We start from the raw sequence: 20,993 nt of genomic DNA, 5'->3' as shown, positions 1-20,993 counted from the left end.
GTGTTGGTGGTGATCAATGTTTTGCACAAGATCGCGGATTGGATGATCTCCCCTGCCACGCACTCGTCGAGATCTGCGCCAATGATTTGAAGGCGGGCCTGGCGAACCAGTAGCCCTGCATCAGATAGATGCCGCAATCGGCGAGAAAGTCTCTTTCCTCGGCCTCTTCTATGCCCTCGGCGATCACTTCCACGCCCAACTCTCTACACATGTTCACCACGTTGCGCACGATGGTCTGGCGTACGCGGTCACGGTGAATATTGCGGATCAGCGCCATATCCAACTTGATCAGGTCCGGTTGAAAATCCGCCAACAAATTAAGTCCGGAATAGCCTGCGCCAAAGTCGTCGATGGCCGTCTTGAAACCAAACTCACGATACTCACGCAAGATATTCATCAAGTGTTTGTTGCTTTCAACGTGCTCGCCTTCCACAGCCTCGAAGATCAGCCGCTCCAGCGGAAAGCCGTATGTGCGCGCCGCCTCCAGCGTGCTGCGAATACACATCTCCGGCCGGTAAACGGCATTCGGCAGAAAGTTGATCGACAGGTACTGCGTCATGCCCAAGTCAGCCGCCGTGGAAATCGCCCGCACTCGACACAGTTGATCGAATCGGTAACGGTTCTGATCGTCCACCTGCTCGAGGACAGACAAGGCGCCTTCGCCGTTCACGCCGCGAACCAACGCTTCATGGGCAAACGTCGTTTGATCGCGCAGGTCCACAATGGGCTGGAAAGCGAAGGCGAAATCCATCTCTGGCACACCTTTGTTTCTACAGCCCTGGCAGCCACCGGGAGACGCGAATGATTTTGGAAAGTCGGTCATGACACCCCTGATAACGGGTTGTAACCTTCCATGGTGATAAATGATCAGTTGCAGGATTGCGTCATCTGCAAACCAGGCAACAACTGCAGCCCTGCGGCGCCTGAATATGCAAAGGCGCCGCGTGCTCGACGTTAAATGGTCAGGTGCGGAAATGCGCGGTCATTCGCTGCAGGTCCTGCCCCAGGGACGCCAATTCGATCGTCGCCGCCGCACTTTCTTCGCTGGCGACAGCCGACTGGTCAGCCACATCACGCACACTGACAATGCTGCGGTTGATTTCGTCGGCCACGGCACTTTGCTGCTCGGCGGCGGCCGAGATCTGCAGACTCATCTCCTGGATCGTACCGATGGACTGATTGATCTCGGTAATCGCCAATTCGGCCTTCTGCGCCAGTACCACCGTATCGAGGGTGCGTTCGCGGCTTGAGGTCATCAGCGTCGCGGCCGCTTGCGTGCCTTGTTGCAGGGTGACGATCAGCGCTTCGATTTCCTTGGTCGAGTCCTGCGTGCGCTGCGCCAGCGAGCGCACTTCGTCTGCCACCACAGCAAAACCACGACCCTGCTCACCCGCCCGCGCGGCTTCGATAGCGGCGTTCAACGCGAGCAGATTGGTCTGCTCGGCGACGGCTTTGATCACATCGATGACTTTGCCGATCTGCTCGCTGTCCTGAGTCAGCACGTTCATCGCACCGCCCAACTCTTCAATGGCCATGGCAAGTTCGCTGATCTGCACCGTCGCCTGCTTGACCACCGTGCTGCCATGGCGCGCCTGCTGATCGGCGAGGGTCGCGGCAGCGGAGGCATCGGTGGTGTTACGCGCAACTTCCTGCACCGTCGAAGCCATTTCGTGCATCGCCGTGGCAACTTGATCCACTTCACTTTTTTGCTGACGTACACCTGCGCTGGTCTGCTCGCTCATGGCCGAGAGCTTTTCCGCAGAGGTGGAAATCTGCGTGACGCCATTGCCGATACCTTGCACCAGCGTGTTCAGGTTCTGCGCCATCTCCTGCATCGCATTTTGCAGATCGCCCAACTCATCTTTGCGCGCAGACCTGGCCTGTACCGTCAGGTCACCTTTGGCAATCCGTCGTGCCAGATCAACCGTCAGCGCCAGCGGCGCAGTAATCTGGCGCGAGATGACCACCGAAGCCAACAGCCCGATCACCAGCGCCAGCGCAGTCAATACCGCCATCTGAATAAAAGCCGAATGCTGATCCTCATGTGCAAGGCGCTGCTGGGTGTCCATCAGGCCACTCATGATCTTGTCCATCGCCTTGCTTTCCTGGTCGACCTGCTCGCGCATGTTCTGCTTCTGCTCAAACAGCCCGGCCACTTCCACCAATACTTCGCGATAACGCCGCATGCCGGCGTGGGCTTCTTCCAGTTGGCTCGACAGCGCCGTCGGCAGGCTGGTGCGCGCCTTGCTGATATCACTCAAGAAGATATCGATGGTTTCCATCAGCAGTTTTTTGTTCACGTCGTTGGGCACCGCAATGTAACGACGCAACATCAGGCGAAACGTGGTCATGCCATTGCGCAAATCGGCCACCGTGCGCAGCTCCCGAACGCGTTCACCATCGGCAGACGCCAAGGCACTGGTCGTGGTGCCTTCAAGCATGCCGGCAAAAGTTTGCGCGTACTTGTCCGACAGCGCCGTCAGCGGTTTCAGCGCATCGGTGGTCGATTGATCGGCAGCGATCAGCCGTTTGACCTTCTGGTCGTAGGCAACAATCGTGGTTTGCAAAGCCTTCAAGGCTTGCTGGTTTTCAGCGCGGGTTAACGTGTCCAGCGCCTTGCCCACAAGGCCCTGCAAGACATTCAACTGCGCGTTATAGGATTCGGCGAACGCTGCGTCAGCGGCGGCTTCGTACTGTTTCTCGGACAGACGCATATTTTGCGTAGCGTCATTCAACGTGCCGATCAGACGCGTCGTACTCAAGCGATCAACCAGCACGCTGTTGCTGTTATAGCCAATGAAGGCAACCGCCAAAACGGCCAGCAGAAGAATGCCGAAGCCGGTTCCCAGCTTGCGGGAAACTTTGATGTCACCGAGGAAATTCGATGCTACTGCCATATTCAGCCTCAAACGTCCTGACGCGAAACGCCAGGCACAAAAAATTGATCTCCGGTAACCAAAGTCACCGTCCAGACATTCGGGGGTCGTCATCCAAGGCGTAATACGGGACGCTCCAGCTGTCCCGGAAATGCAAATGCCGATGCTGTTGAAGCGTCGAAAACAACCCGACGCGAGCACCGGCAGACAAACCCTTCACGTCGCAAACAGAGCGTCTGCACGCTGGATTTATCGTTTCAGCAAAGGTGTCTGGAGGGATGCTATTAATTTTGCGAAAACTTGTACAACTTTATATTTTTGTATAATCGTTGAACTTTTTGAGTGACGTGATGACGCATTGCCATCATGATTTATGGCACATCGCCATTGGCGTGAAACGGGGTTGAAAATGCGGATTCAGAAGCATGGTCACGCAATCACTGCCTCGAAGGCGTCCGGTGTGTGGTTGGCATGGGTACACGCAGATTGCCTTGATGGCCATGCAGGGATGGTTATGTAGTTGGCGATGCTTACCAGGTGACGCGGTTGAGGAGGCCGAAATCTGCGGTTGAGTCGGCTAGTCAGTTTGGCTAGATCTGCGAGTGAAAGCCGTCACCTTAAGGTGACGGCTTTTGTTTCACTGAAAGGCTGTGCCAATCCTCGATCGATCGGATGAATACCAGATTCCGGTGACTTTACCGGTAATGTCCTGGACTGCGACCTGACCCATAAAGCGGCTGTCGTTACTGCTGTCGCGGTTATCGCCAAGCAGATAAACATAATCTTTCTCGACCACCGTCTGCGGCGTTTGCAGATAACGAGGATCCTTCACGCGATCTGGCGGTGCAAAGAACAACCCCATGTTTTCGCCGTTGCGAATGACCTTTCCGTCAACAATCGACAAGGTATCGCCACCCACTGCCGCCACACGTTTAACCGCCTCCGTGCCGTTATAGCGATACACCACAATGTCTCCCACCTGCGGCGCGTCGATGCGCATGTTGGTGACGATATAGTCACCGATCGAAAGGGTCGGAACCATCGAGCCGGAGGGGATCAAGTAAGTCTTGAACCCTAGCGTCGGGCCTCGCAATGGACCGAAAAGAACCAGCGTAAAGATGACCAGCGCCACCACGTAAAGCACATGGAAACGGGTGCTGGGGCTGTTCACCGGACGGTCGTTTCTACGCACCGATATCGCAGCCGCCGTGGCTGAGCCGAGTTTCACCAGGACAATAAACGTAGCGAAGACATACAGGCCCACTGGCGTGGCAGGCACCCCGCAGACACCGAGTAAAATCACCCCCAGATAAAGCAAAGCGGCAACACGCACCGCCCACTTCACCTGACCGGCATACACCAGACCCCAGCCGGCCACTAGGCACGACATCACAAATGCTTGCAGCGGCAACTTCGGCTTATCAGGAGTAGACATAAATTCTCTTCACGTAAATAGCTAACAATCAAGCACCCGGCCTATTCAGCCAATAGGGCGCTACGGGCAATGCAGTGGGGGTTATTTAGCGAAAAATAACCGGTCGTGCGCAATTGCAGGCTGTACAACTCCTGACGGATGAACGAAAAGGAGCCATCACTCTCGCTACCAAACGAAGGGTGGAGGCCATACGCAGGTTGGTAGACCGGTCGTCAGGAACCCCGGCGCATCCGAAGACGCCCCGCGCATGACCACCATAAAACGAAGACGAGAAACGTCATCGCAAGACAGTAGTCTTGTGCTTCTGACGGAACGGGCTACCAAACCCGATCACTGTTTTCAGTGACCCGGAGACGATAAAACCCGCAGGCTAGACGCACAAGCCGGCGGATTCTGTCTTAGGTGTAGGGGGAGGCGCAAGACAAGGTAGGCTTCGGATAACTTTCACCAGTCAGATTTAAACAAGCGCCTGCGCAATCGTTTAAACGCATACTGAAGGACAGAAAACAGGCAGAAATACACTTCCTCCCATCAGGCGGAGCGCGTCGGAGCCCAGTTCAAACCACAAACAGCGCCTCGCAAGCCTTTGCCTGTTCGCAGACCTGATAAACTCTTGCGCCTTCGCCTTCTTGATCCAGATTCCTCACATGTCCCTACAACCCGCCCCACTCTCCCGCCGCTTCTCCGTCGCCCCGATGATGGATTGGACGGACCGCCATTGCCGTTTCTTCCTACGCCTCCTGTCGAAGAACGCCCTGCTCTACACCGAAATGGTCACCACCGGCGCTCTGCTCAACGGCGATCACGAGCGTTTCCTCCGCCACAACGAAGCCGAGCACCCGCTGGCGTTGCAGCTCGGTGGTAGTGTTCCGCTCGATCTCGCTGCCTGCGCGCGCATGGCGCAGGAACATGGCTACGACGAGGTGAACCTCAACGTCGGCTGCCCAAGCGACCGTGTGCAGAACAACATGATCGGCGCGTGCCTGATGGGGCATCCGCAGTTGGTGGCCGATTGTGTGAAGGCGATGCGTGATGCGGTGTCGATTCCGGTGACGGTGAAGCACCGCATCGGCATCAATGGGCGCGACAGTTATGCCGAGCTGTGTGATTTCGTCGGTACAGTGCGGGATGCCGGGTGTACGAGTTTTACCGTGCATGCGCGGATTGCGATTCTGGAGGGGTTGTCGCCAAAGGAGAATCGCGACATTCCGCCGTTGCGTTATGACGTCGCGGCGCAGTTGAAGGCGGATTTTCCGGAGCTGGAGATTGTGCTGAATGGCGGGATCAAGACGATGGAGGCCTGCCATGAGCATCTGCAGACGTTCGATGGCGTGATGTTGGGGCGTGAGGCTTATCACAATCCGTATTTGCTGGCGGAGGTGGATCAGCAGTTGTTCGGCAGTTCGGCGCCGGTGATCAGTCGGGCTGAGGCGCTGGCGCAATTGCGGCCTTATATCGCCGAGCATTTGCTGGCCGGTGGTGCGATGCATCACATCACGCGGCATGTGCTGGGCCTGGGCACGGGGTTCCCGGGAGCGCGGAAATTCCGTCAGTTGTTGTCGGTGGATATTCACAAGGCCAAGGATCCGCTGGCCTTGCTGGATCAGGCGGCTGAGTTGCTTGAAGGTCGTTGATTGATGGTTTGAGTATGCGGGCGACGCATGAGCGTTGCCCGCTGTTTTGATGTACTGACAGGATGTCTTTTGTTTATGCCCGCGTTTAGTTTTTCTGCTTTCAAGCGTTTCACCCTCCTCGCCTTATTCAGCTTCACTTCCGACGTTTATGCGCACTGCGATGGCTTTTGCATGGGCCGTACCGATACGCCGTGGGAGGTGACGCAGCTTTCCGGCTTCACTTTGGTGTCTTTAATCCTCGCACCTATTTCGTCTAGCCAGGAAACGACCGACAGTCACAAGCGTGTTTACTCCGCCGAGGAGCAAGAAGACGCGCGACTCTATCTGGCCAGCGACGGCATGCTGCAGGCCGCATATTTCACCTCGGCCTTGCAGCGCTTTCGTCAGGAGTCGTCGGATTCGACGTTAAACGATCTCGCCGTGGCGGCGTTGATCAGCGCGCAGTGATCAGGCGGCCGCAGCGGCGGTCCAGTTCACCCAGCCGAACAGCCACGTCGCCAGAATCAACAAACCAAACGCGATCCGATACCAGGCGAACGCGGCATAGCTGTGGTTGGCGATAAATTTGAGCAGGCCACGCACGGCGATCATGGCGAAGATGAAGGCTGTGACGAAACCGAGGGCGAAGACTGGCAGGTCGTTGGGTTGGAACAGGTCGCGGTATTTGTAGCCGGAGTACACGGCGGCGCCAACCATGGTCGGCATGGCGAGGAAGAACGAGAACTCGGTGGCGGCTTTGCGCGAGAGGCCGAAGAGCAGACCGCCGATGATGGTCGAGCCGGAGCGTGAGGTGCCGGGAATCATCGCCAGGCACTGTACGAAACCGACCTTCAACGCGTGAGACCAGCGCATGTCGTCGACATGTTCGACGCTGACCACATGGCTGCGCTGCTCGGCCCACAACATGACGATGCCGCCGACAACCAGGGCGACGGCAACGGTGATCGGGTTGAACAGGTATTCATGAATCGCGTCGGCGAATAACACGCCGAGGATAACGGCCGGGAAAAACGCGATCAGCAGATTAAGGGTGAAACGTTGCGCGTTGCGCTCGGTGGGCAGGCCTTTGACGATATCGAAGATCTTCGGACGAAACTCCCAGACCACAGCAAGAATGGCCCCCAGTTGAATAATGATGTTGAACGCCATCGCGCGTTCGCCGCCAAACTCGAGCAGGTCGGCGACAATAATCTGGTGGCCGGTACTCGAGATGGGCAAGAACTCGGTCAGGCCTTCAACCGCGCCTAATATCAATACCTGGAAAAGGGTCCAGAAATCCATTAATCCTCCGTCAGAGCACTCAGGGTGAGCGACCAGTCAATAACACTCAGGGGTTGAGTATCTGAATTACACAATTGGCGCATATGAAGATCCAAAGATCGCAGCCTTCGGCAGCTCCTACATTTGGAATGTATTTCCATGTAGAAGCTGCCGAAGGCCGCGACCTTTTGATTTCGAAGAATAGGTTTAACGGACTGCCACACTCAAGTCATGTTAGTAATCGTCGGCCGACGAACTAAACTGAAAAAATTTACATCTATTACTAAAAATATTTCAGTTCAGATATGAAGTGTGATCAACTTCACACATTGTTGACATGGCCAATCAATGGCAAAAGGACATAGACAAAGCCATCGCCATAAGCTCAAAATAGTGGCACCATTGCATATAGCCATCACTTATCCATTAGTTCACAAGCCCGAGAAAATCAACTAAAAGCCTGAAAAGCTTAGTTATTGTTAAAAAACTCGGGAGACACGTCTAAAATCCGCGTAAATGTTACCAATTGTCAGTCACAGATGAGAACCGGTGCTTTAACATCCCGATGTCAGCACCTAATTCGAGTCAACGCATGATGCTCTCAGGGAACTTGGCGACTAGAAGTCCGCGCCCGACAAATGATGAATCCGGTGTTCTTGCTCTGGGTCGTACACTGGGTGTGGCTGATCATTTGAGATCGCTGATCGCAAAGCACGTGCAACCCGATATGATCCTGGAAACAGGTGCTTTCACTAGTTCGTATAAGCAGCACGGTTACATCGGTTCCTACCGCGCCATCTTCGTCATCATCGATAATCCACAAGCCATCGAAGAAAATCTGGCCTTGGTGCAGAACCTGCGCGATGACAACTTGAAGCCACTTATTTGCGCAATTGTCACCGGCCGCGGTGCCGTCAACAAGATCAAGTATTTTCTCGCCGGGGCGGATGCCTGTATCAAGCTCAACACACTGAGCGATGACAGCGAAGACTTGCTCGCGGAGTTCTTCAACAGCGAAGACTGGCAACGAGATATCAATCTAACGCTTGATCCGACGCGAATCTGCCTGATGGACAGTCGGCGCAAACTGGATATCTCTTTCGCCGAGATGAAGATCCTCGAGGCCTTTGCGCACACCGGCAATCACATTCTGAGTCATGATGAAATCGCCAGCATCATGGGCCTCAACAGCAATTTCTACGATCCTCGGGCACTGGAAAAATCAATCAGTCGCTTGCGTGGAAAAATCAAGGACATGTATGGTACAAACGCGATTCAGAGCATCCGCGGCTACGGCTATCGCCTGATGCGGGGCCTGATATCGACTGCCTGAGTCTCGGGCAGTCTTCCCTTTTGCATACGTACGAAGGATCGTCTGATGCAGCCATATCGTTCCAATTGCGCCTCATACTTATTAAAACTCAAGCACTTGAATGAGCACGGCATCACGCCACATAACAATAAAACTCCATAACATAGCAGCAGATCGAGTGGAATTTATCGATGGCCATTTTCGGCCAGAACCCTGCCTACGATTACTTCCGAGGAAGTCATTGCTCGCCTGCCGATTTATCTTTTAGCCAATTTTGGTGTGTATTTAGGAGAGAGACATGGAAACGAGTACAACCCTCCCCAGAAAATATTTTGTTGTTGTGACGCACAGCACAACGTCGCAACGTGAACTGGAAAGTATCTTGTCCAGTGAGCGTTTCAATTCGTTTGGCACGTCGCAGGCACAAATGTTTGTTGAAGGTGTTGCTTCGCCCTCTTCCGCCCCGATGGTCATGGAATTCAGTTACCCGAGCCTAAGTCGAAAGAACGTTGCGCGCAGTATCGAACATGATACTCAACGCATACTGGCCACTCTTGAAAATGAATGGCGAGCCGCGCAAACAGACAATCCGTTTCAAAGCTTCCCGACCCGCAGTGCAGAACGCGCTCATATCTCCAATGTCAGCGACAGCACTGAGCCTTGCAGCGATACTTGGCATCTCGACGATGAACAAGGCGTGTTGCTCAAGGACAATGTTGCGATCAGCCTGACTGGCCTGGAAACCGCTCTGGTCAGGAAAATGCTGAGCCATGAAGAGCGCGTGGTCAGTCGTGATGACCTGATCATCAGCATTGGTCGGGAACCCGAGCAATACCGTGGCCTGGAAATGTGCCTGAGCCGATTGCAGGACAAGTTCAAGAGTGCGAGTAATGGCGAGCGATTGTTCCGAGCCGTAAGAAATCGCGGATATTGCCTGATCCAGGAAGTCGTAGCGTAATCACCGGCGCCACTAAAACCGAGACAAACAGATATAAAGTGCGACTACAACAACAAGAAGAGCACTCTGTCTGGTTTTCCCTCCCTGATTCAATAAAAGCTTCCCTGCCTCCACCCTGCAACAGTAACAAATACCCCCTCGCATTTTCATCCCCCGCTCTACGACCTTTTCTAACAGCCATCTATTTAATTATTAAAAAGTTGGCACTGTGCCATCTTGTTAGAACTCGTCAGACACCATTCCCGGCAATAACTTAGTCTATTGGCTGACGACAGTTCGGCTCTCGATGTTGTTACCTCAAGACACTCGCTAAAACAAAAACAATAAGTCTGCATAACAACTCGGCTTTCAACTGTTGAAACCTGAATGGACGTCTTTTGGGGATATCGTATGGATCTTTCTCTCAGTATTAATCGAAGCACGGGCCTCAAGGGACTGACCTTTTGGGGCCAATGGGCGCTGGCACAGGCTTTCGTTGTGACGCTGCTGTTCATCCTCGCTGAACAGCACACCGGCACCGTCGCGTTCTACTACCGAATGTGCGCCACCCTCGCCGTCCTGGCTTCGGTGCCGGCTTACACATTCAGCGGCGTTTATCGCAAACGCGACAACTACCTGACCGGCCTCGGCCGCTTGTTCATGGGCTGGTCGATGACCATGGCCGCGCTGGCGTGCATCGCCTTTGTCTGCCAGGCCGATGAGCTGTTTTCCCGTCAGGTGATTCTGAGCTGGGCGGTGTACGGCTTCCTCGGTCAGGCGTTCCTCTACGCGCCGCTGCATGCGTTTTCCAAGTTCTACCAGCGTTCGCGTAAAAGCGAACACCGGACGCTGATTGTCGGCACCGGCGAACTGGCGTTGGGCCTGGCGAAAAAACTCAGCCAACTGGAAAACCTGCCGCTGATCGGGCTGGTCAGCAACGGAGACAAGCCCGCTCTCGGCTCCGATGCACCGCGTATCGTTGGTGCTCAGGACGAGTTGCTTGAGCTGATCGAGGCCCACGACATCCGTCGTTTGTACATCACCCTGCCCCTGTGCGAAGCCGCGAAAATCGAAGCGATGTATGTCGATTTGCTCGGCGCCAACGTCGATGTGGTGTGGGTGCCGGACTTGAACAGCCTGACCCTGCTCAACCACTCGGTGAAAGTCGTGGACGGCCTGCCGGCGATTTACCTGAACGAAAGCCCGCTGACCAGCCGCCCGACCGCTGCCCTGAGCAAGAGTCTGGTGGAGAAAACCGTGGCATTCCTGGCGATCATCGCGCTCAGTCCGCTGCTGTTGATCATCGCTCTGGCGGTGAAAATCAACTCGCCCGGCCCGGTGTTTTTCAAGCAGGACCGCCATGGCTGGAACGGCAAGGTGATCAAGGTCTGGAAATTCCGCTCGATGCGTGTCCACGATGACCGTGAAGTGAAACAGGCCAGCCGTAATGACTCGCGCATCACCGCAGTAGGCCGTTTTATTCGCCGCACTTCCCTGGATGAGTTGCCGCAACTGTTCAACGTGTTGCAGGGGCATATGGCGCTGGTGGGGCCACGGCCGCATGCGGTGGCGCACAACAATTACTACTCGGGCAAGATCCTCGCTTACATGGCGCGTCACCGAATCAAACCGGGCATCACTGGCCTGGCACAGATCAGCGGCTGCCGGGGTGAGACCGACACCATCGACAAGATGCAGAAGCGTGTCGAGATCGACCTGCAGTACATCAACAGCTGGTCGTTGTGGCTGGATCTGAAGATCCTGGTGAAGACGCCGTTTACGTTGTTGTCGAAGGATATTTACTGAGGCTCAGCGCTGCAGATCACAAGGGGACGAAAGTCCCCTTTTTTGTGGGCGGGATTTTGGTAACCGGTATTGCTCAACCACACAGGATCATTGTGGGAGCTGGCTTGCCAGCGATAGCGTTAGCCCAGGCAATGGAGTTGTAATTAAGCGGCCCCATCGCTGGCAAGCCAGCTCCCACAGGGATTAGGGATTGGGTCGATAATTGCGGTGTAACACAAGCCGCATGTGGGAGCTGGCTTGCCAGCGATAGCGTTAGCCCAGGCAATGGAGTTGTAATTGAGCGGCCCCATCGCTGGCAAGCCAGCTCCCACAGGGATTAGGGATTGGGTCGATAATTGCGGTGTAACACAAGCCGCATGTGGGAGCTGGCTTGCCAGCGATAGCGTTAGCCCGGGCAATGGAGTTGTGATTGAGCGGCCCCATCGCTGGCAAGCCAGCTCCCACAGGGTTCGAGTTGCGCCCGGACCCTGGCGCTTACTCGGTAATCTTCTCGAAGTTGCGATAGAACATGTCCCCTTCCCGGCTATCCGTCATCGAGTGCAGTTGATAGCTGCGGCTCAGTCTGGCGCCGCCATCTCGGGTCAGTGGCGCCCAGACCAGGTTGGCGCGGCGCATGGTCGACATGCTCATCATTTCGTCGAACGGGATCGACAGGTACAGGCCCTTGTCGAAACTACCTTCGCCATATTCGGCGCTGCTGGCCGTGGTGATGGTTGCCCAGGCACCGACGCGCACGCCATTGAAGAACTCACGCGAGATATCCACGGTCGTGCCCCAATCCCCGGCCAGATAACGACCGACACTGACCGCCGCCAGCGTGTCGAACGGCAGGTCGGTATAGCCGGTGATATGCCCGGTCACCACCGAGTAATCGCGCAAGGCAAAGCCCTGATCGAAATCACGTTGGCGCACCCAGTTCAGATCCGCGCCCAGCGACCAGCGTTCGCCGGTCGGGCGGAACAACACTTCCGCGCCGACGCCGGCAAACATCGATTCCAGATAACCGCCGTAAACCATGCCGTACAGGTCTTTATCCAACTGCTCGGCATGGCTGAGCTGGAACAACGGCATGGTCGTGTTTGACGTGGTCAGGTACTGGCGCAAATCCGTGCGCACGCGGGGCAAACCGCTCGGTGCGTCGTAGACGAATTTGTCGAAGTTGTTAACCAGGTTGGCGCTGAGCAAACCGCTCCACCAGGTGTTGCGGTTGAAACGATATTCCGCGTCCGCATCGGCACTGAATTGATAGAGCAAACCATCCGGGCCGCCGACGTTCTGCTTGAAGCCCAGACCCACGCCATAGCTGAAATGCTGCGGCGCTTCGGTGTAGAGGGTCTTCTCGTTGCGCGGCATCGCCGGGTTGATTTCGGTGGTGCGGTGCAGCGACTCCAACGGTTCTTCATTGTTGATCACTTCGCGGAAGGTCTGGCGCGGCAGGCTGGTTTCTTCCAGCGGCAAGTCGTAGCGCTTGTTGACCACGGTGAACCAGTCGATGTCGTTGTTGACGCTGTTGTCGAGAATCCGGCTCGCGCGGCCAACGGCTTTGGACGAATGGAAATACCGCTGCTGCTCGCCGTAGACGATCAGTTCGGAATCGCGCTGACTGATGCGCTCGACCTTGTACCCGGCGTTCTGCTGCAAACGCCGCGACACATCGGCCCAGTTGACCTGTTCCATCGAGGTCGTCGGCGCCTTCGCCGGCAGCGGTTCGGGGGTCGGATCGTAGGTCTTGGCCGGCGCCTTGCGGCTGACGAAATTGGTGTGAAAGGTCACGCCGAACATCGCCGTATTGCCCCGTTCCCAGGCAGCGCTCAGATCGATCGAATCGGTCACCTTGAACACCGCGCCAAGGTTGATCGGCGAGTCCTGTTTGATCTCGTTGTCCTTCGGCTCGTTCTTGTAGTCGTTGCCTTCGAATTCCAGCTTCAGACTCAGCCGATCCCACGGCGTCTGGTAGCTCACGCCACCGAACAGTGAAGGCTTGCCGCGAAAGTACGAGCCGGAGTTGACGTCGCCGGTGCCTTCCAGCGCCGGGCGCGTATCGAAGCGGCTGCTGACGTAGCCCAGCGGGTTGTCGAAGTCGCCGCGATTACCGATGTAGCCCCAGGCAATGCCCGCGCTGAAGTCGAAATTGTCGAAGCGCTTGTTGGCGACGAAGAATTCGCTGGAGAACAAACCGGTACCACCGATATCTCGAAAGCCCAGCGCCACTTCCGGCGCCCAGTGGCTTTCCTGCCACAGGCGCACTTTGGCGTCGACCGCCTTGTCCTTGTAGCTTTGGCTGCCGCTGAGGGCCTCCGAGCCGTAGGGCCGGTTGGTGATCGCGGTGTAGCGAAACGAACCTTCTAGCCAGTCCAGCGGTTGCAACGACACGCTGTAGCGGCTGTACGGGTCGGTGCGGTTGGCATTGACGCTCAACTCCCCCGCCGGAGCCATGCGCGCCGTCGGCGTCTGCAACAGACCGGTGCCTCCGAAGTCATTCTGGGTGATGCGCGGCTCGGCGTGGGCCAGACCGCAGGGCAATAACAACACAGCTGCAAAACGTAACTTCAACGAACCACCTCGGCCAGCTGCGTGGCAATGAATTCGGCCAACTGCTGATTCAATTCAGGAAGAGGCGGATCAAGATCATCATTTTTTATCGGCACCAGAATCCTGCTGCCGGCCACCGGAAACTGCCCGGACTCGCGATTCCAGTGCGCGATGCCGACGCGCCGCGACACGCCGTTGGGCTGGATCAACCACAGGTAATCGGCCTCGGCATCGTCGAGAATCGAGCAGCCTTCGAGATACTCGCGGGCCTCCTGCAATGGCTGGTACGGCAGGTGGCACGGCTCGGTGACCGCGCCCAACACCTGCACTTCATCAACCCGTTTCGGATAGATCAGCCGATCGCCGTCATCCAGGCGAATGTTGCGCGCGAAGCCGACTTCCACCGCCACCGGATCGAGGTCAGCGATCTGCCGTCCGGTCACTGGCATTTGCCGGACTTCTTCAGCAACGCGCCGTGCCAGTGCCGCGCGGCTTGGCCGATCAAACAGGGTCGCCATGCGCTGCAGCACCTCGAGATCGAACAGCACACCAACCTTGAGCCGTGTCTGTTCCTCGACCAGCGACTGGCGCAACAAGCCGCCCGCCAGCCAATAGCCTTCGGCATTGGGCACGGCTTCGCTGATCACATCGAACAGGCGTCCACCCGGCGGCAATGCGATCGGACCGGGATTGGCGACGTCGCCGGACACAGTAACGGCGGCCTGACTCGCCCCAGCGATCAGCAAAAGGCCCGCTGCCAAAATGCTTGAGCGCTTCACGGCAGATGCCTGCGATCAGGCGTCAGCTGAACCAGCTTCACGCGCAGTTGCGAGGTCAGTTGTTGCTCGCTTTGCAGAATGAAACCGTCTCGCGGGTCGACCCAGTAACGGTTGGTCGCACTGAGGCCGATGGCTGGCGCGTCAATCTGTTCATCGACGCGCAGCACCGAGTAAGCCTTGTCGAGAATCTCCAGGGTCTCGGTGGAACGGCGCGAAAAGCGGCTGTTGACGATCACGCCTACTTCCTGGCCCTTGTACAGATCGATCCAGCGCCGTGTGGTGAAACCGTCGGCGACGTGATGCAGACCGTGCTTGAACGGCGAGTCATCGGCCAGCCGCGTGCCATCCAGGTCGCCTTGCAGACCGAGGCCGATACTGCGCACGGCGAGGCCATCGCGCAGCAGCAACACCTGCTTGCCGGAGGCGACCCAGAATTGCAGGTCTTCGCGCTCGCGCACCAGCGCCAGCACGCCTGAGCCGGACGGCGTAGTCAGTTTCAGTTGCGGATAGTTGACCCCGGCGACTTCGGCCGCCGAAACGTCAACCTCGTCGGGGCCGACGACGGCGGCCTTGAGGTTGTTCAGCGACGCGCTCATCAGAGGATTGCAGCCGCACAGCAACGAGGCCGCCATCAGGCAGACGCCCACTTTCAATAGGTTCACAGTCGGGCGGCCTTATTTGCTGTTGTTGCTGTATTCGCTCCAGTTCTTCGCTGCCGAAGCCCCGGTGCCGACAATCGACGCCGACGGCACCAACTGGCTGATGAAACGGTTCCAGCGAGTGACGTTGGCCGGGCCGACGTAGACCACATCCTGCGGCCGCACCTGAAAGTGCGAGGCCAGCGCCATGGCGGTCGGCGATTCGGCTTCGAGCTGATAGATCTTCGCCGGCTCGACGTCGAGATTTTCCACGCCGCGAATCACGTACACCGCGTTGCCATTGGAACTGGTCTGACTCAGGCCACCGACCGAACCGAGCACGTCGGACAGGTTCATGGTTGCGGTCTTGAAGCTCAGCGCGCGCGGCTGGTTGACCTCGCCCATGACGTAGATGCGCTTGTTGTCGTTGTACGGCAGATACAGCTGATCGCCGCCCTTGAGGTAGACGTTCTGCAGTTCGGAATCCTGCTGATTGAGCGTGTCGAGATTGAGTGGATAGACCCGCCCGTTGCGCGTCAGCAGCAGGCCCGACAAGTCGGCGTTATTGGTGTCGATGCCAGCGGAACCGAGGGCTTCGACCACGCTCAACGGATTGGTCGAAATCGCTTGCGGGCCGGCCTTCGTCACGGCGCCGGTGACCACGACTTTCTGACTGGCGAAGCGCAACACCGCGACGTCGACCTGCGGCTCGGCGATGAATGCCGACAGGCGTTGTTCGATGTCCGCACGCAGTTGCTGGATGGTCCGGCCGGCGGCCTGGACTTCCTTGATGAACGGGTAATACAGCGTGCCATCGGAGCGCACCAGTCGGCCGTTGGCATCGATCTGTTGTTGCGCGCCGGAGGGGGCGGTGAGCTCCGGGTGATCCCAGACGGTGATGTACAGGACGTCGTTGTTGCCGATGCGATATTCCGCCGGCGTCACCAGCAGCTCCGCCGGCAGTGACTCACGCTTTTGCGTGGCGCGGTTCATGGCGATCAGCTTCGGGGTGATCGGAATCAGCTCGACCCGACTGCTTTCGCTGGCACCCTGGCGGGTGATATCGCTGGTGCTCAGGTACTGGCCGGGGGAAAACATGCAACCTTGCAAAGCGAGACTTGCCAACATTAAAAGATAAACACTACGAGTCATAATGGCACTACGCTATTCAAGGGCGAATCCAAAAACAAAGTCACCCGACTTGCGTCGGGCGACTCTGTACTGCACTAACAAATGTTCCTGTTAGTTATGCGTGCCGGTTGTACCGGTGGTACCCGTCGTACCGGTGGTACCGCCGTTGGCACTGCCACCGCTGTTGGACGCCGCTACAGCACTGGCAACCATTGCAGTACTGGCCGCGGGCGCTTGCGAAGCCGCCACACTGCCACCTACATTGGTTACCGCTGTCAACGGTGCTTCAGCGGCGGCAGCCCAGTTGCTCAACATCGTCAACAGGGCAACTGCCATCACTTTTTCATAACAACTCCTTTCTAACATTCGAACTGTTAAAAAACAGATCTGTGTCAGAGCTGGTAGCTTTCAAGTCCGCAAAGAGCGCGAACAAGATCCGTTGTTCTTTCACAGTCCTGTGCAACTGCTAAAGTCGAACGGCAGGTTTATATCTACGGACTTGCAAAAGGCATTGCCAGTGTAATTTCCCGACGTTATCTAACAACCTGACTGAAACTAACATCGGACTAAATGGCCATCACCCTGAATAACCATTGGGATGATTCGACTGCCAGCGCCAAGTGTCGGCAACCATGTCCTGCAAGTTGCGCGTGGCTTTCCAGCCGAGTTCTTTCGCCGCTTTCGAAGCATCGGCAAAACTCTCGGCGATATCACCGGCGCGGCGCGGCATCATCCGGTACGGCACCGGCCGCCCGCAGGCCTGTTCGAAGGCATGCAGCACTTGCAGCACGCTGTAGCCATCGCCGGTGCCGAGGTTCCAGGTGTGAATGCCGGTGCGCTCGCTGATCGACTGCAACGCTTTCAAATGCCCGTCCGCCAGATCGACGACATGAATGTAATCGCGCACGCCGGTGCCATCGGCGGTCGGATAATCGTTACCGAAGATCGACAGCTCGCGCAGGCTGCCGACCGCAACCTGGCTGATATACGGCACCAGATTGTTCGGGATGCCGTTGGGGTCTTCGCCCATGTGCCCGCTGGCGTGAGCGCCGATCGGATTGAAATAGCGCAGCAGCGCGATGCTCCAGCGCGGCTCGGCGAGGCTCAGGTCGCGCAGCACGTTCTCGACGATCAGCTTGGATTGGCCGTAGGGATTGGTCGGATTGCCCGTCGGAAAATCCTCGCGAATCGGCATTTCTTCAGGCTCGCCGTACACCGTCGCCGAGGAACTGAACACCAGCCGGAACACCCCCGCCGCTGCCATCGCCTGACACAGGGTGATGCTGCCGCCGACGTTGGTTTCGTAGTATTCGAGCGGCTTGCGCACACTCTCGCCCACGGCTTTCAGCCCGGCGAAATGCAGCACGGCGTCGATCTGATGCTCGCGGAAAATCCGGTCGAGCAGCGGCCGATCGCAGACATCGCCGCGAATCATCCATGCACTTTTTCCGCAAATGGCCTCAACGGCGTGAAGTGCTGCGTCGCTGCTGTTACAAAGATTATCCAGAACGACAACTTCATAACCTGCTTCAAGCAATGCAAGTGTGGTATGCGAGCCGATATAGCCGGCACCACCCGTTACCAGAATCTTCATAGCGCGGTCCGTCATTGAATAAATACCCGATAGCGTGTCAAGCCATGCCTGGTGGATATGCGGAGCAATTCACACAAACAGGGCGACAACAACCTCAAACAAATTTAGTTCAACCACTGGCAATAATTATTTTTGCCGGTCAAACTGTTTGACGGGTACTTATTAGCACTCCCTGGATACTTATCACTATCGACAGATACCGACTAAAAATAACTTATAACCAAGTAGTCGACATCTCATAACATTAGCGCTTTTTAACAGCGCAACTAATTGCCAGCAACAACCTGACTCGGGTATTAAAGTAAGCCTTCAATAATCATTGAAACTTGCCGCCACTTTCTGGTGCGCAACCGTCGCCTGTGTTCCATGACTGTCCAGGATACTTTTATGATTCGTAAATGTTTGTTCCCCGCTGCCGGCTACGGCACGCGTTTCTTGCCGGCGACCAAAGCCATGCCGAAAGAGATGCTGCCGATCGTCAACAAGCCGTTGATCGAATATGCCGTTGAAGAAGCACGAGACGCCGGCCTGCAACACATGGCCATCGTCACCGGCCGGGGCAAACGCGCGCTGGAAGACCACTTCGACATCAGCTACGAACTCGAGCACCAGATTCGTGGCACCGAGAAAGAGAAATTCCTCGCCGGCACCCGCGAGCTGATCGACACCTGCACCTTCTCCTACACCCGTCAGGTGGAAATGAAAGGCCTGGGCCACGCCATTCTCAGCGGCCGCCCGTTGATTGGCGACGAGCCGTTTGCCGTGGTGCTGGCCGACGATCTCTGCCTGAACCTCGAAGGCGACGGCGTGCTGTCGCAGATGATCCAGCTGTACAAGAAGTTTCGCTGCTCGATCGTCGCCATTCAGGAAGTCCCCGCCGACCAGACTCACAAGTACGGCGTGATTGCCGGTGAGCTGATTTCCGAGGGCATCTACCGGGTCAACAACATGGTGGAAAAACCGGCGCCGCAGGACGCGCCGTCGAACCTGGCGATCATCGGGCGCTACATCCTCACCCCGGACATCTTCGACCTGATTGCCGACACTGAACCGGGCAAGGGCGGCGAAATCCAGATCACCGACGCACTGATGAAACAGGCGCAGAACGGCTGCGTGCTGGCCTACAAATTCAAAGGCCTGCGCTTCGATTGCGGCGATGCCGAGGGTTACTTGCAGGCGACCAACTTCTGCTACGACAACGTGTACCTCAAGGGCCGCTGAGACGGCTTTTCACTCCCCACAGGCAGGCAACCATGAACATTGCACAACATTCGACAGAGATTGAACGTGAGGTGGGCAACCTCGGGGTGATGAGCTGGTTGTCGCGCCATCAACCGCTGCCCAGCGCCAACGAAACCTGGCTGGGCACGATTCTGCTGGTGGAGCGGATCGGTGTGTTTCCTGCGTCCGGCGATATTCGCCGGCCGATGCGCGATCCCTATCCGCTGCTCGCGCACCTGAAAGCGTTGTATGGCGAACAGGCGCTGGAAATGGATGACCGCGATGGCCTGAAAGTGATCTTCAGCGACTGGCGCTTTCGCGTGCGCATCTGCTGCAACGACCCGGCGATCATCATTAATGTTGAAACCCGTTGTGATGCGCGGTTGATGCCGCGCAAGCTTGACGAACTGCTGGGGCTCATCGACGCCTTCAAGCACGACGCCTGATCACCCGGGCTTCACGCCGATCCATTGTGGGAGCGAGCCTGCTCGCGAAAGCGGCGGCACAGTCAGCATTGATCGTTCCCACGCTCCGCGTGGGAACGATCATGGTGGCGAGTCGTCGCAACCGGTACTCGTACCAGTTATCCAGCCATAAAAATAATCGGCAATCACCTTCCCGCCCGTGGCCGGCAACGGATGAATCTTGTCCGGGCCGATCATCGCGCTGGCGTAGCGTTTGACGTCGGGGCCGAATGCGCATTGCAGGTTGGCAAAACCGAGCTGCTGCTCATGCGCCCACGGCTCGAGCACCTGCGCATAGGCCGACATCGGGTAAGCGCTGGAACGCGTGGTGTCCTGACGCATGATCAGGTTGATACTCGCCGCCGGCTGAATCTCACGCAGCATGCTCACCAGGCCCTGAACGTTTTGCAGGTACTGCGCAGGTTTGACGCCGAAGCCCTGATCGTTGCCGCCGAGCATGATCAGGTACACGTCGGCCGGAATCTTCGACACCACAGCTTTCCATTGCGTCTGCCACTGCGGATCGGCGTGATAGAAATCCGCCGATGCCGCGCCGGAGGCCGCCAGTTTCGACACTCGCACGCCCTGCTGATGGTTACCCAGCCACAGGCCGAACAGTGTCGGCGCGCCCTTCACCACTTCCAGTCTGAATGACCAGTCTGCGGCTGATGGAGCGCCCGCTAGCGCGACTTCCTGAACACCTGAGCCTGCGAGTTTCAACGGTTGCCAGTCTTGGGCGGGCGACCAGCGATAGCGCAACTCATCGGACTCGCCATTGCCCAGATACAACAGTTTCGCCTGAGCGACCGTGGTATCGATGCGCGGCGAAGGGCTGGCATCGACTTGCAACCAGGCACCCGGCTTGCCGCTGATCGTGCGACTGTCCGGGCTGGCCTGGCCCAGGTCGGAAACCTTCCAGCCGCCGCCGAAGTATTTGTCGCTGCTGCGGGTGTATTTGAAGTGCGTGCCGCCCAGCGCCGCGCCGTGGTTGAAACCGACGTAACCGGGGCCGGCAAAACCCACCTCGGCGGCCACTCGCTGCACCAGTTTGTTCAGGTAGAAATCCTGCCCGGCGGTGTAGCTGTCGCCGATCACCGAAACCGCCAGCACCTTGCCGGTCTTGCCGTCGCGCCACTGCGCAAAGCGCTGGCGGGCATCGTCTACCGTGATGGCCGAGGTGGCGACTGTTTGAGGGGCGTCTACTGGCATCATTGAATATTTCCTTTGTCCGGGATGGCCTCTTCGCGAGCAGGCTCGCTCCCACAAGGATGGTGTGACTTGCACGAATCCACTGTAGGAGCTGACGAGTGCAACGAGGCTGCGATCTTTTGATCTTCGCAAGCCACGACAAAAGATCAAAAGATCGCAGCCTCG

At 57.1% G+C, this 20,993-nt stretch carries 18 protein-coding genes and 1 pseudogene; 7 read left to right on the top strand and 12 right to left on the bottom strand.

Features of this window, described 5'->3' with window-relative positions:
• Window positions 1-13 precede the first annotated feature (13 nt).
• The 4 genes and pseudogenes from rimA to lepB form a co-directional block, all read right to left on the bottom strand.
• Complete coding sequence (gene rimA, locus ACZZ0K_RS06465; protein WP_095182407.1) at window positions 14-823, bottom strand: S6 modification regulatory phosphodiesterase RimA; 810 nt, start codon at window positions 821-823, stop codon at window positions 14-16.
• A gap of 139 nt (window positions 824-962) precedes the next feature.
• Window positions 963-1,667 (bottom strand): methyl-accepting chemotaxis protein, encoded by a 705-nt coding sequence (locus ACZZ0K_RS06460; RefSeq protein ID WP_370593522.1) that lies wholly within the window; start codon window positions 1,665-1,667, stop codon window positions 963-965.
• A 201-nt stretch (window positions 1,668-1,868) separates the two neighbouring features.
• A pseudogene (locus ACZZ0K_RS06455) lies at window positions 1,869-2,897 on the bottom strand (methyl-accepting chemotaxis protein); the annotation flags it as partial.
• Between the two features lie 616 nt (window positions 2,898-3,513).
• Window positions 3,514-4,311, bottom strand: a complete 798-nt coding sequence (gene lepB, locus ACZZ0K_RS06450) for a signal peptidase I (protein ID WP_258706980.1) — start codon at window positions 4,309-4,311, stop codon at window positions 3,514-3,516.
• A 647-nt stretch (window positions 4,312-4,958) separates the two neighbouring features.
• Between lepB and dusA the strand changes: the two genes are divergently transcribed.
• Window positions 4,959-5,945, top strand: coding sequence for a tRNA dihydrouridine(20/20a) synthase DusA (dusA, locus tag ACZZ0K_RS06445; protein WP_252882393.1), 987 nt, complete (start codon window positions 4,959-4,961; stop codon window positions 5,943-5,945).
• A gap of 27 nt (window positions 5,946-5,972) precedes the next feature.
• On the top strand, window positions 5,973-6,392 hold the full coding sequence (locus ACZZ0K_RS06440) for a DUF2388 domain-containing protein (RefSeq protein ID WP_258706981.1): 420 nt from the start codon (window positions 5,973-5,975) through the stop codon (window positions 6,390-6,392).
• Here ACZZ0K_RS06440 and ACZZ0K_RS06435 read toward each other — a convergent pair whose 3' ends face one another.
• Window positions 6,393-7,226 carry an undecaprenyl-diphosphate phosphatase gene (locus tag ACZZ0K_RS06435; RefSeq protein ID WP_252876642.1) on the bottom strand — a complete coding sequence of 278 codons (834 nt, stop codon included), beginning with the start codon at window positions 7,224-7,226 and terminating at the stop codon, window positions 6,393-6,395.
• Between the two features lie 571 nt (window positions 7,227-7,797).
• Between ACZZ0K_RS06435 and ACZZ0K_RS06430 the strand changes: the two genes are divergently transcribed.
• The 3 genes from ACZZ0K_RS06430 (at window position 7,798) to ACZZ0K_RS06420 (ending at window position 11,260) form a co-directional block, all read left to right on the top strand.
• Complete coding sequence (locus ACZZ0K_RS06430; protein ID WP_150634844.1) at window positions 7,798-8,538, top strand: winged helix-turn-helix domain-containing protein; 741 nt, start codon at window positions 7,798-7,800, stop codon at window positions 8,536-8,538.
• 277 nt (window positions 8,539-8,815) lie between these two features.
• Complete coding sequence (locus ACZZ0K_RS06425) at window positions 8,816-9,475, top strand: winged helix-turn-helix domain-containing protein (protein ID WP_016775451.1); 660 nt, start codon at window positions 8,816-8,818, stop codon at window positions 9,473-9,475.
• 390 nt (window positions 9,476-9,865) lie between these two features.
• Window positions 9,866-11,260 carry an undecaprenyl-phosphate glucose phosphotransferase gene (locus ACZZ0K_RS06420; protein ID WP_095182401.1) on the top strand — a complete coding sequence of 465 codons (1,395 nt, stop codon included), beginning with the start codon at window positions 9,866-9,868 and terminating at the stop codon, window positions 11,258-11,260.
• Window positions 11,261-11,734: 474 nt separating this feature from the next.
• Here the strand turns inward: ACZZ0K_RS06420 and ACZZ0K_RS06415 are convergent, their stop codons facing one another.
• From ACZZ0K_RS06415 to galE, 6 genes are all read right to left on the bottom strand, one after another.
• A complete protein-coding gene (locus ACZZ0K_RS06415; RefSeq protein WP_258706982.1) occupies window positions 11,735-13,813 on the bottom strand; it encodes a YjbH domain-containing protein in 2,079 nt (692 codons plus the stop codon).
• Window positions 13,810-14,571, bottom strand: a complete 762-nt coding sequence (locus tag ACZZ0K_RS06410) for a capsule biosynthesis GfcC family protein (protein WP_258706983.1) — start codon at window positions 14,569-14,571, stop codon at window positions 13,810-13,812. Before ACZZ0K_RS06410 ends, ACZZ0K_RS06415 begins: the two co-directional genes overlap by 4 nt.
• A complete protein-coding gene (locus ACZZ0K_RS06405) occupies window positions 14,568-15,233 on the bottom strand; it encodes a YjbF family lipoprotein (RefSeq protein WP_252882399.1) in 666 nt (221 codons plus the stop codon). Before ACZZ0K_RS06405 ends, ACZZ0K_RS06410 begins: the two co-directional genes overlap by 4 nt.
• Before the next feature lie 12 nt (window positions 15,234-15,245).
• Window positions 15,246-16,361, bottom strand: a complete 1,116-nt coding sequence (locus tag ACZZ0K_RS06400; RefSeq protein ID WP_177180896.1) for a polysaccharide biosynthesis/export family protein — start codon at window positions 16,359-16,361, stop codon at window positions 15,246-15,248.
• A gap of 90 nt (window positions 16,362-16,451) precedes the next feature.
• Window positions 16,452-16,706, bottom strand: coding sequence for a hypothetical protein (locus ACZZ0K_RS06395; protein WP_374046152.1), 255 nt, complete (start codon window positions 16,704-16,706; stop codon window positions 16,452-16,454).
• A 211-nt stretch (window positions 16,707-16,917) separates the two neighbouring features.
• Entirely contained in the window at window positions 16,918-17,934 is a 1,017-nt protein-coding gene (galE, locus tag ACZZ0K_RS06390; protein ID WP_073471420.1) for a UDP-glucose 4-epimerase GalE, read from the bottom strand.
• Between the two features lie 387 nt (window positions 17,935-18,321).
• Here galE and galU point away from each other — a divergent pair, with 387 nt between their 5' ends.
• Complete coding sequence (gene galU, locus ACZZ0K_RS06385; RefSeq protein ID WP_024013613.1) at window positions 18,322-19,155, top strand: UTP--glucose-1-phosphate uridylyltransferase GalU; 834 nt, start codon at window positions 18,322-18,324, stop codon at window positions 19,153-19,155.
• A gap of 32 nt (window positions 19,156-19,187) precedes the next feature.
• Entirely contained in the window at window positions 19,188-19,601 is a 414-nt protein-coding gene (locus ACZZ0K_RS06380; RefSeq protein ID WP_071173032.1) for a mannose-1-phosphate guanylyltransferase, read from the top strand.
• A gap of 99 nt (window positions 19,602-19,700) precedes the next feature.
• Here the strand turns inward: ACZZ0K_RS06380 and ACZZ0K_RS06375 are convergent, their stop codons facing one another.
• Complete coding sequence (locus ACZZ0K_RS06375) at window positions 19,701-20,831, bottom strand: SGNH/GDSL hydrolase family protein (RefSeq protein ID WP_258706984.1); 1,131 nt, start codon at window positions 20,829-20,831, stop codon at window positions 19,701-19,703.
• Between the last annotated feature and the right edge of the window lie 162 nt (window positions 20,832-20,993).

It is taken from the genome of Pseudomonas sp. AC255, assembly GCF_979258175.1.
Note: the sequence above shows the minus strand (reverse complement) of the source record. Positions and strands in the feature narration are given on the sequence as shown.

Excerpts from the sequence above, each read along its gene's own strand:
- rimA (WP_095182407.1), bottom strand. The coding sequence starts at position 823 with ATGACCGACTTTCCAAAATCATTCGCGTCTCCCGGTGGCTGCCAGGGC.
- ACZZ0K_RS06460 (WP_370593522.1), bottom strand. The coding sequence starts at position 1,667 with ATGGCTTCGACGGTGCAGGAAGTTGCGCGTAACACCACCGATGCCTCC.
- lepB (WP_258706980.1), bottom strand. The coding sequence starts at position 4,311 with ATGTCTACTCCTGATAAGCCGAAGTTGCCGCTGCAAGCATTTGTGATG.
- dusA (WP_252882393.1), top strand. The coding sequence starts at position 4,959 with ATGTCCCTACAACCCGCCCCACTCTCCCGCCGCTTCTCCGTCGCCCCG.
- ACZZ0K_RS06440 (WP_258706981.1), top strand. The coding sequence starts at position 5,973 with ATGAGCGTTGCCCGCTGTTTTGATGTACTGACAGGATGTCTTTTGTTT.
- ACZZ0K_RS06435 (WP_252876642.1), bottom strand. The coding sequence starts at position 7,226 with ATGGATTTCTGGACCCTTTTCCAGGTATTGATATTAGGCGCGGTTGAA.
- ACZZ0K_RS06430 (WP_150634844.1), top strand. The coding sequence starts at position 7,798 with ATGATGCTCTCAGGGAACTTGGCGACTAGAAGTCCGCGCCCGACAAAT.
- ACZZ0K_RS06425 (WP_016775451.1), top strand. The coding sequence starts at position 8,816 with ATGGAAACGAGTACAACCCTCCCCAGAAAATATTTTGTTGTTGTGACG.
- ACZZ0K_RS06420 (WP_095182401.1), top strand. The coding sequence starts at position 9,866 with ATGGATCTTTCTCTCAGTATTAATCGAAGCACGGGCCTCAAGGGACTG.
- ACZZ0K_RS06400 (WP_177180896.1), bottom strand. The coding sequence starts at position 16,361 with ATGACTCGTAGTGTTTATCTTTTAATGTTGGCAAGTCTCGCTTTGCAA.
- ACZZ0K_RS06395 (WP_374046152.1), bottom strand. The coding sequence starts at position 16,706 with ATGTTAGAAAGGAGTTGTTATGAAAAAGTGATGGCAGTTGCCCTGTTG.
- galE (WP_073471420.1), bottom strand. The coding sequence starts at position 17,934 with ATGAAGATTCTGGTAACGGGTGGTGCCGGCTATATCGGCTCGCATACC.
- galU (WP_024013613.1), top strand. The coding sequence starts at position 18,322 with ATGATTCGTAAATGTTTGTTCCCCGCTGCCGGCTACGGCACGCGTTTC.
- ACZZ0K_RS06380 (WP_071173032.1), top strand. The coding sequence starts at position 19,188 with ATGAACATTGCACAACATTCGACAGAGATTGAACGTGAGGTGGGCAAC.
- ACZZ0K_RS06375 (WP_258706984.1), bottom strand. The coding sequence starts at position 20,831 with ATGATGCCAGTAGACGCCCCTCAAACAGTCGCCACCTCGGCCATCACG.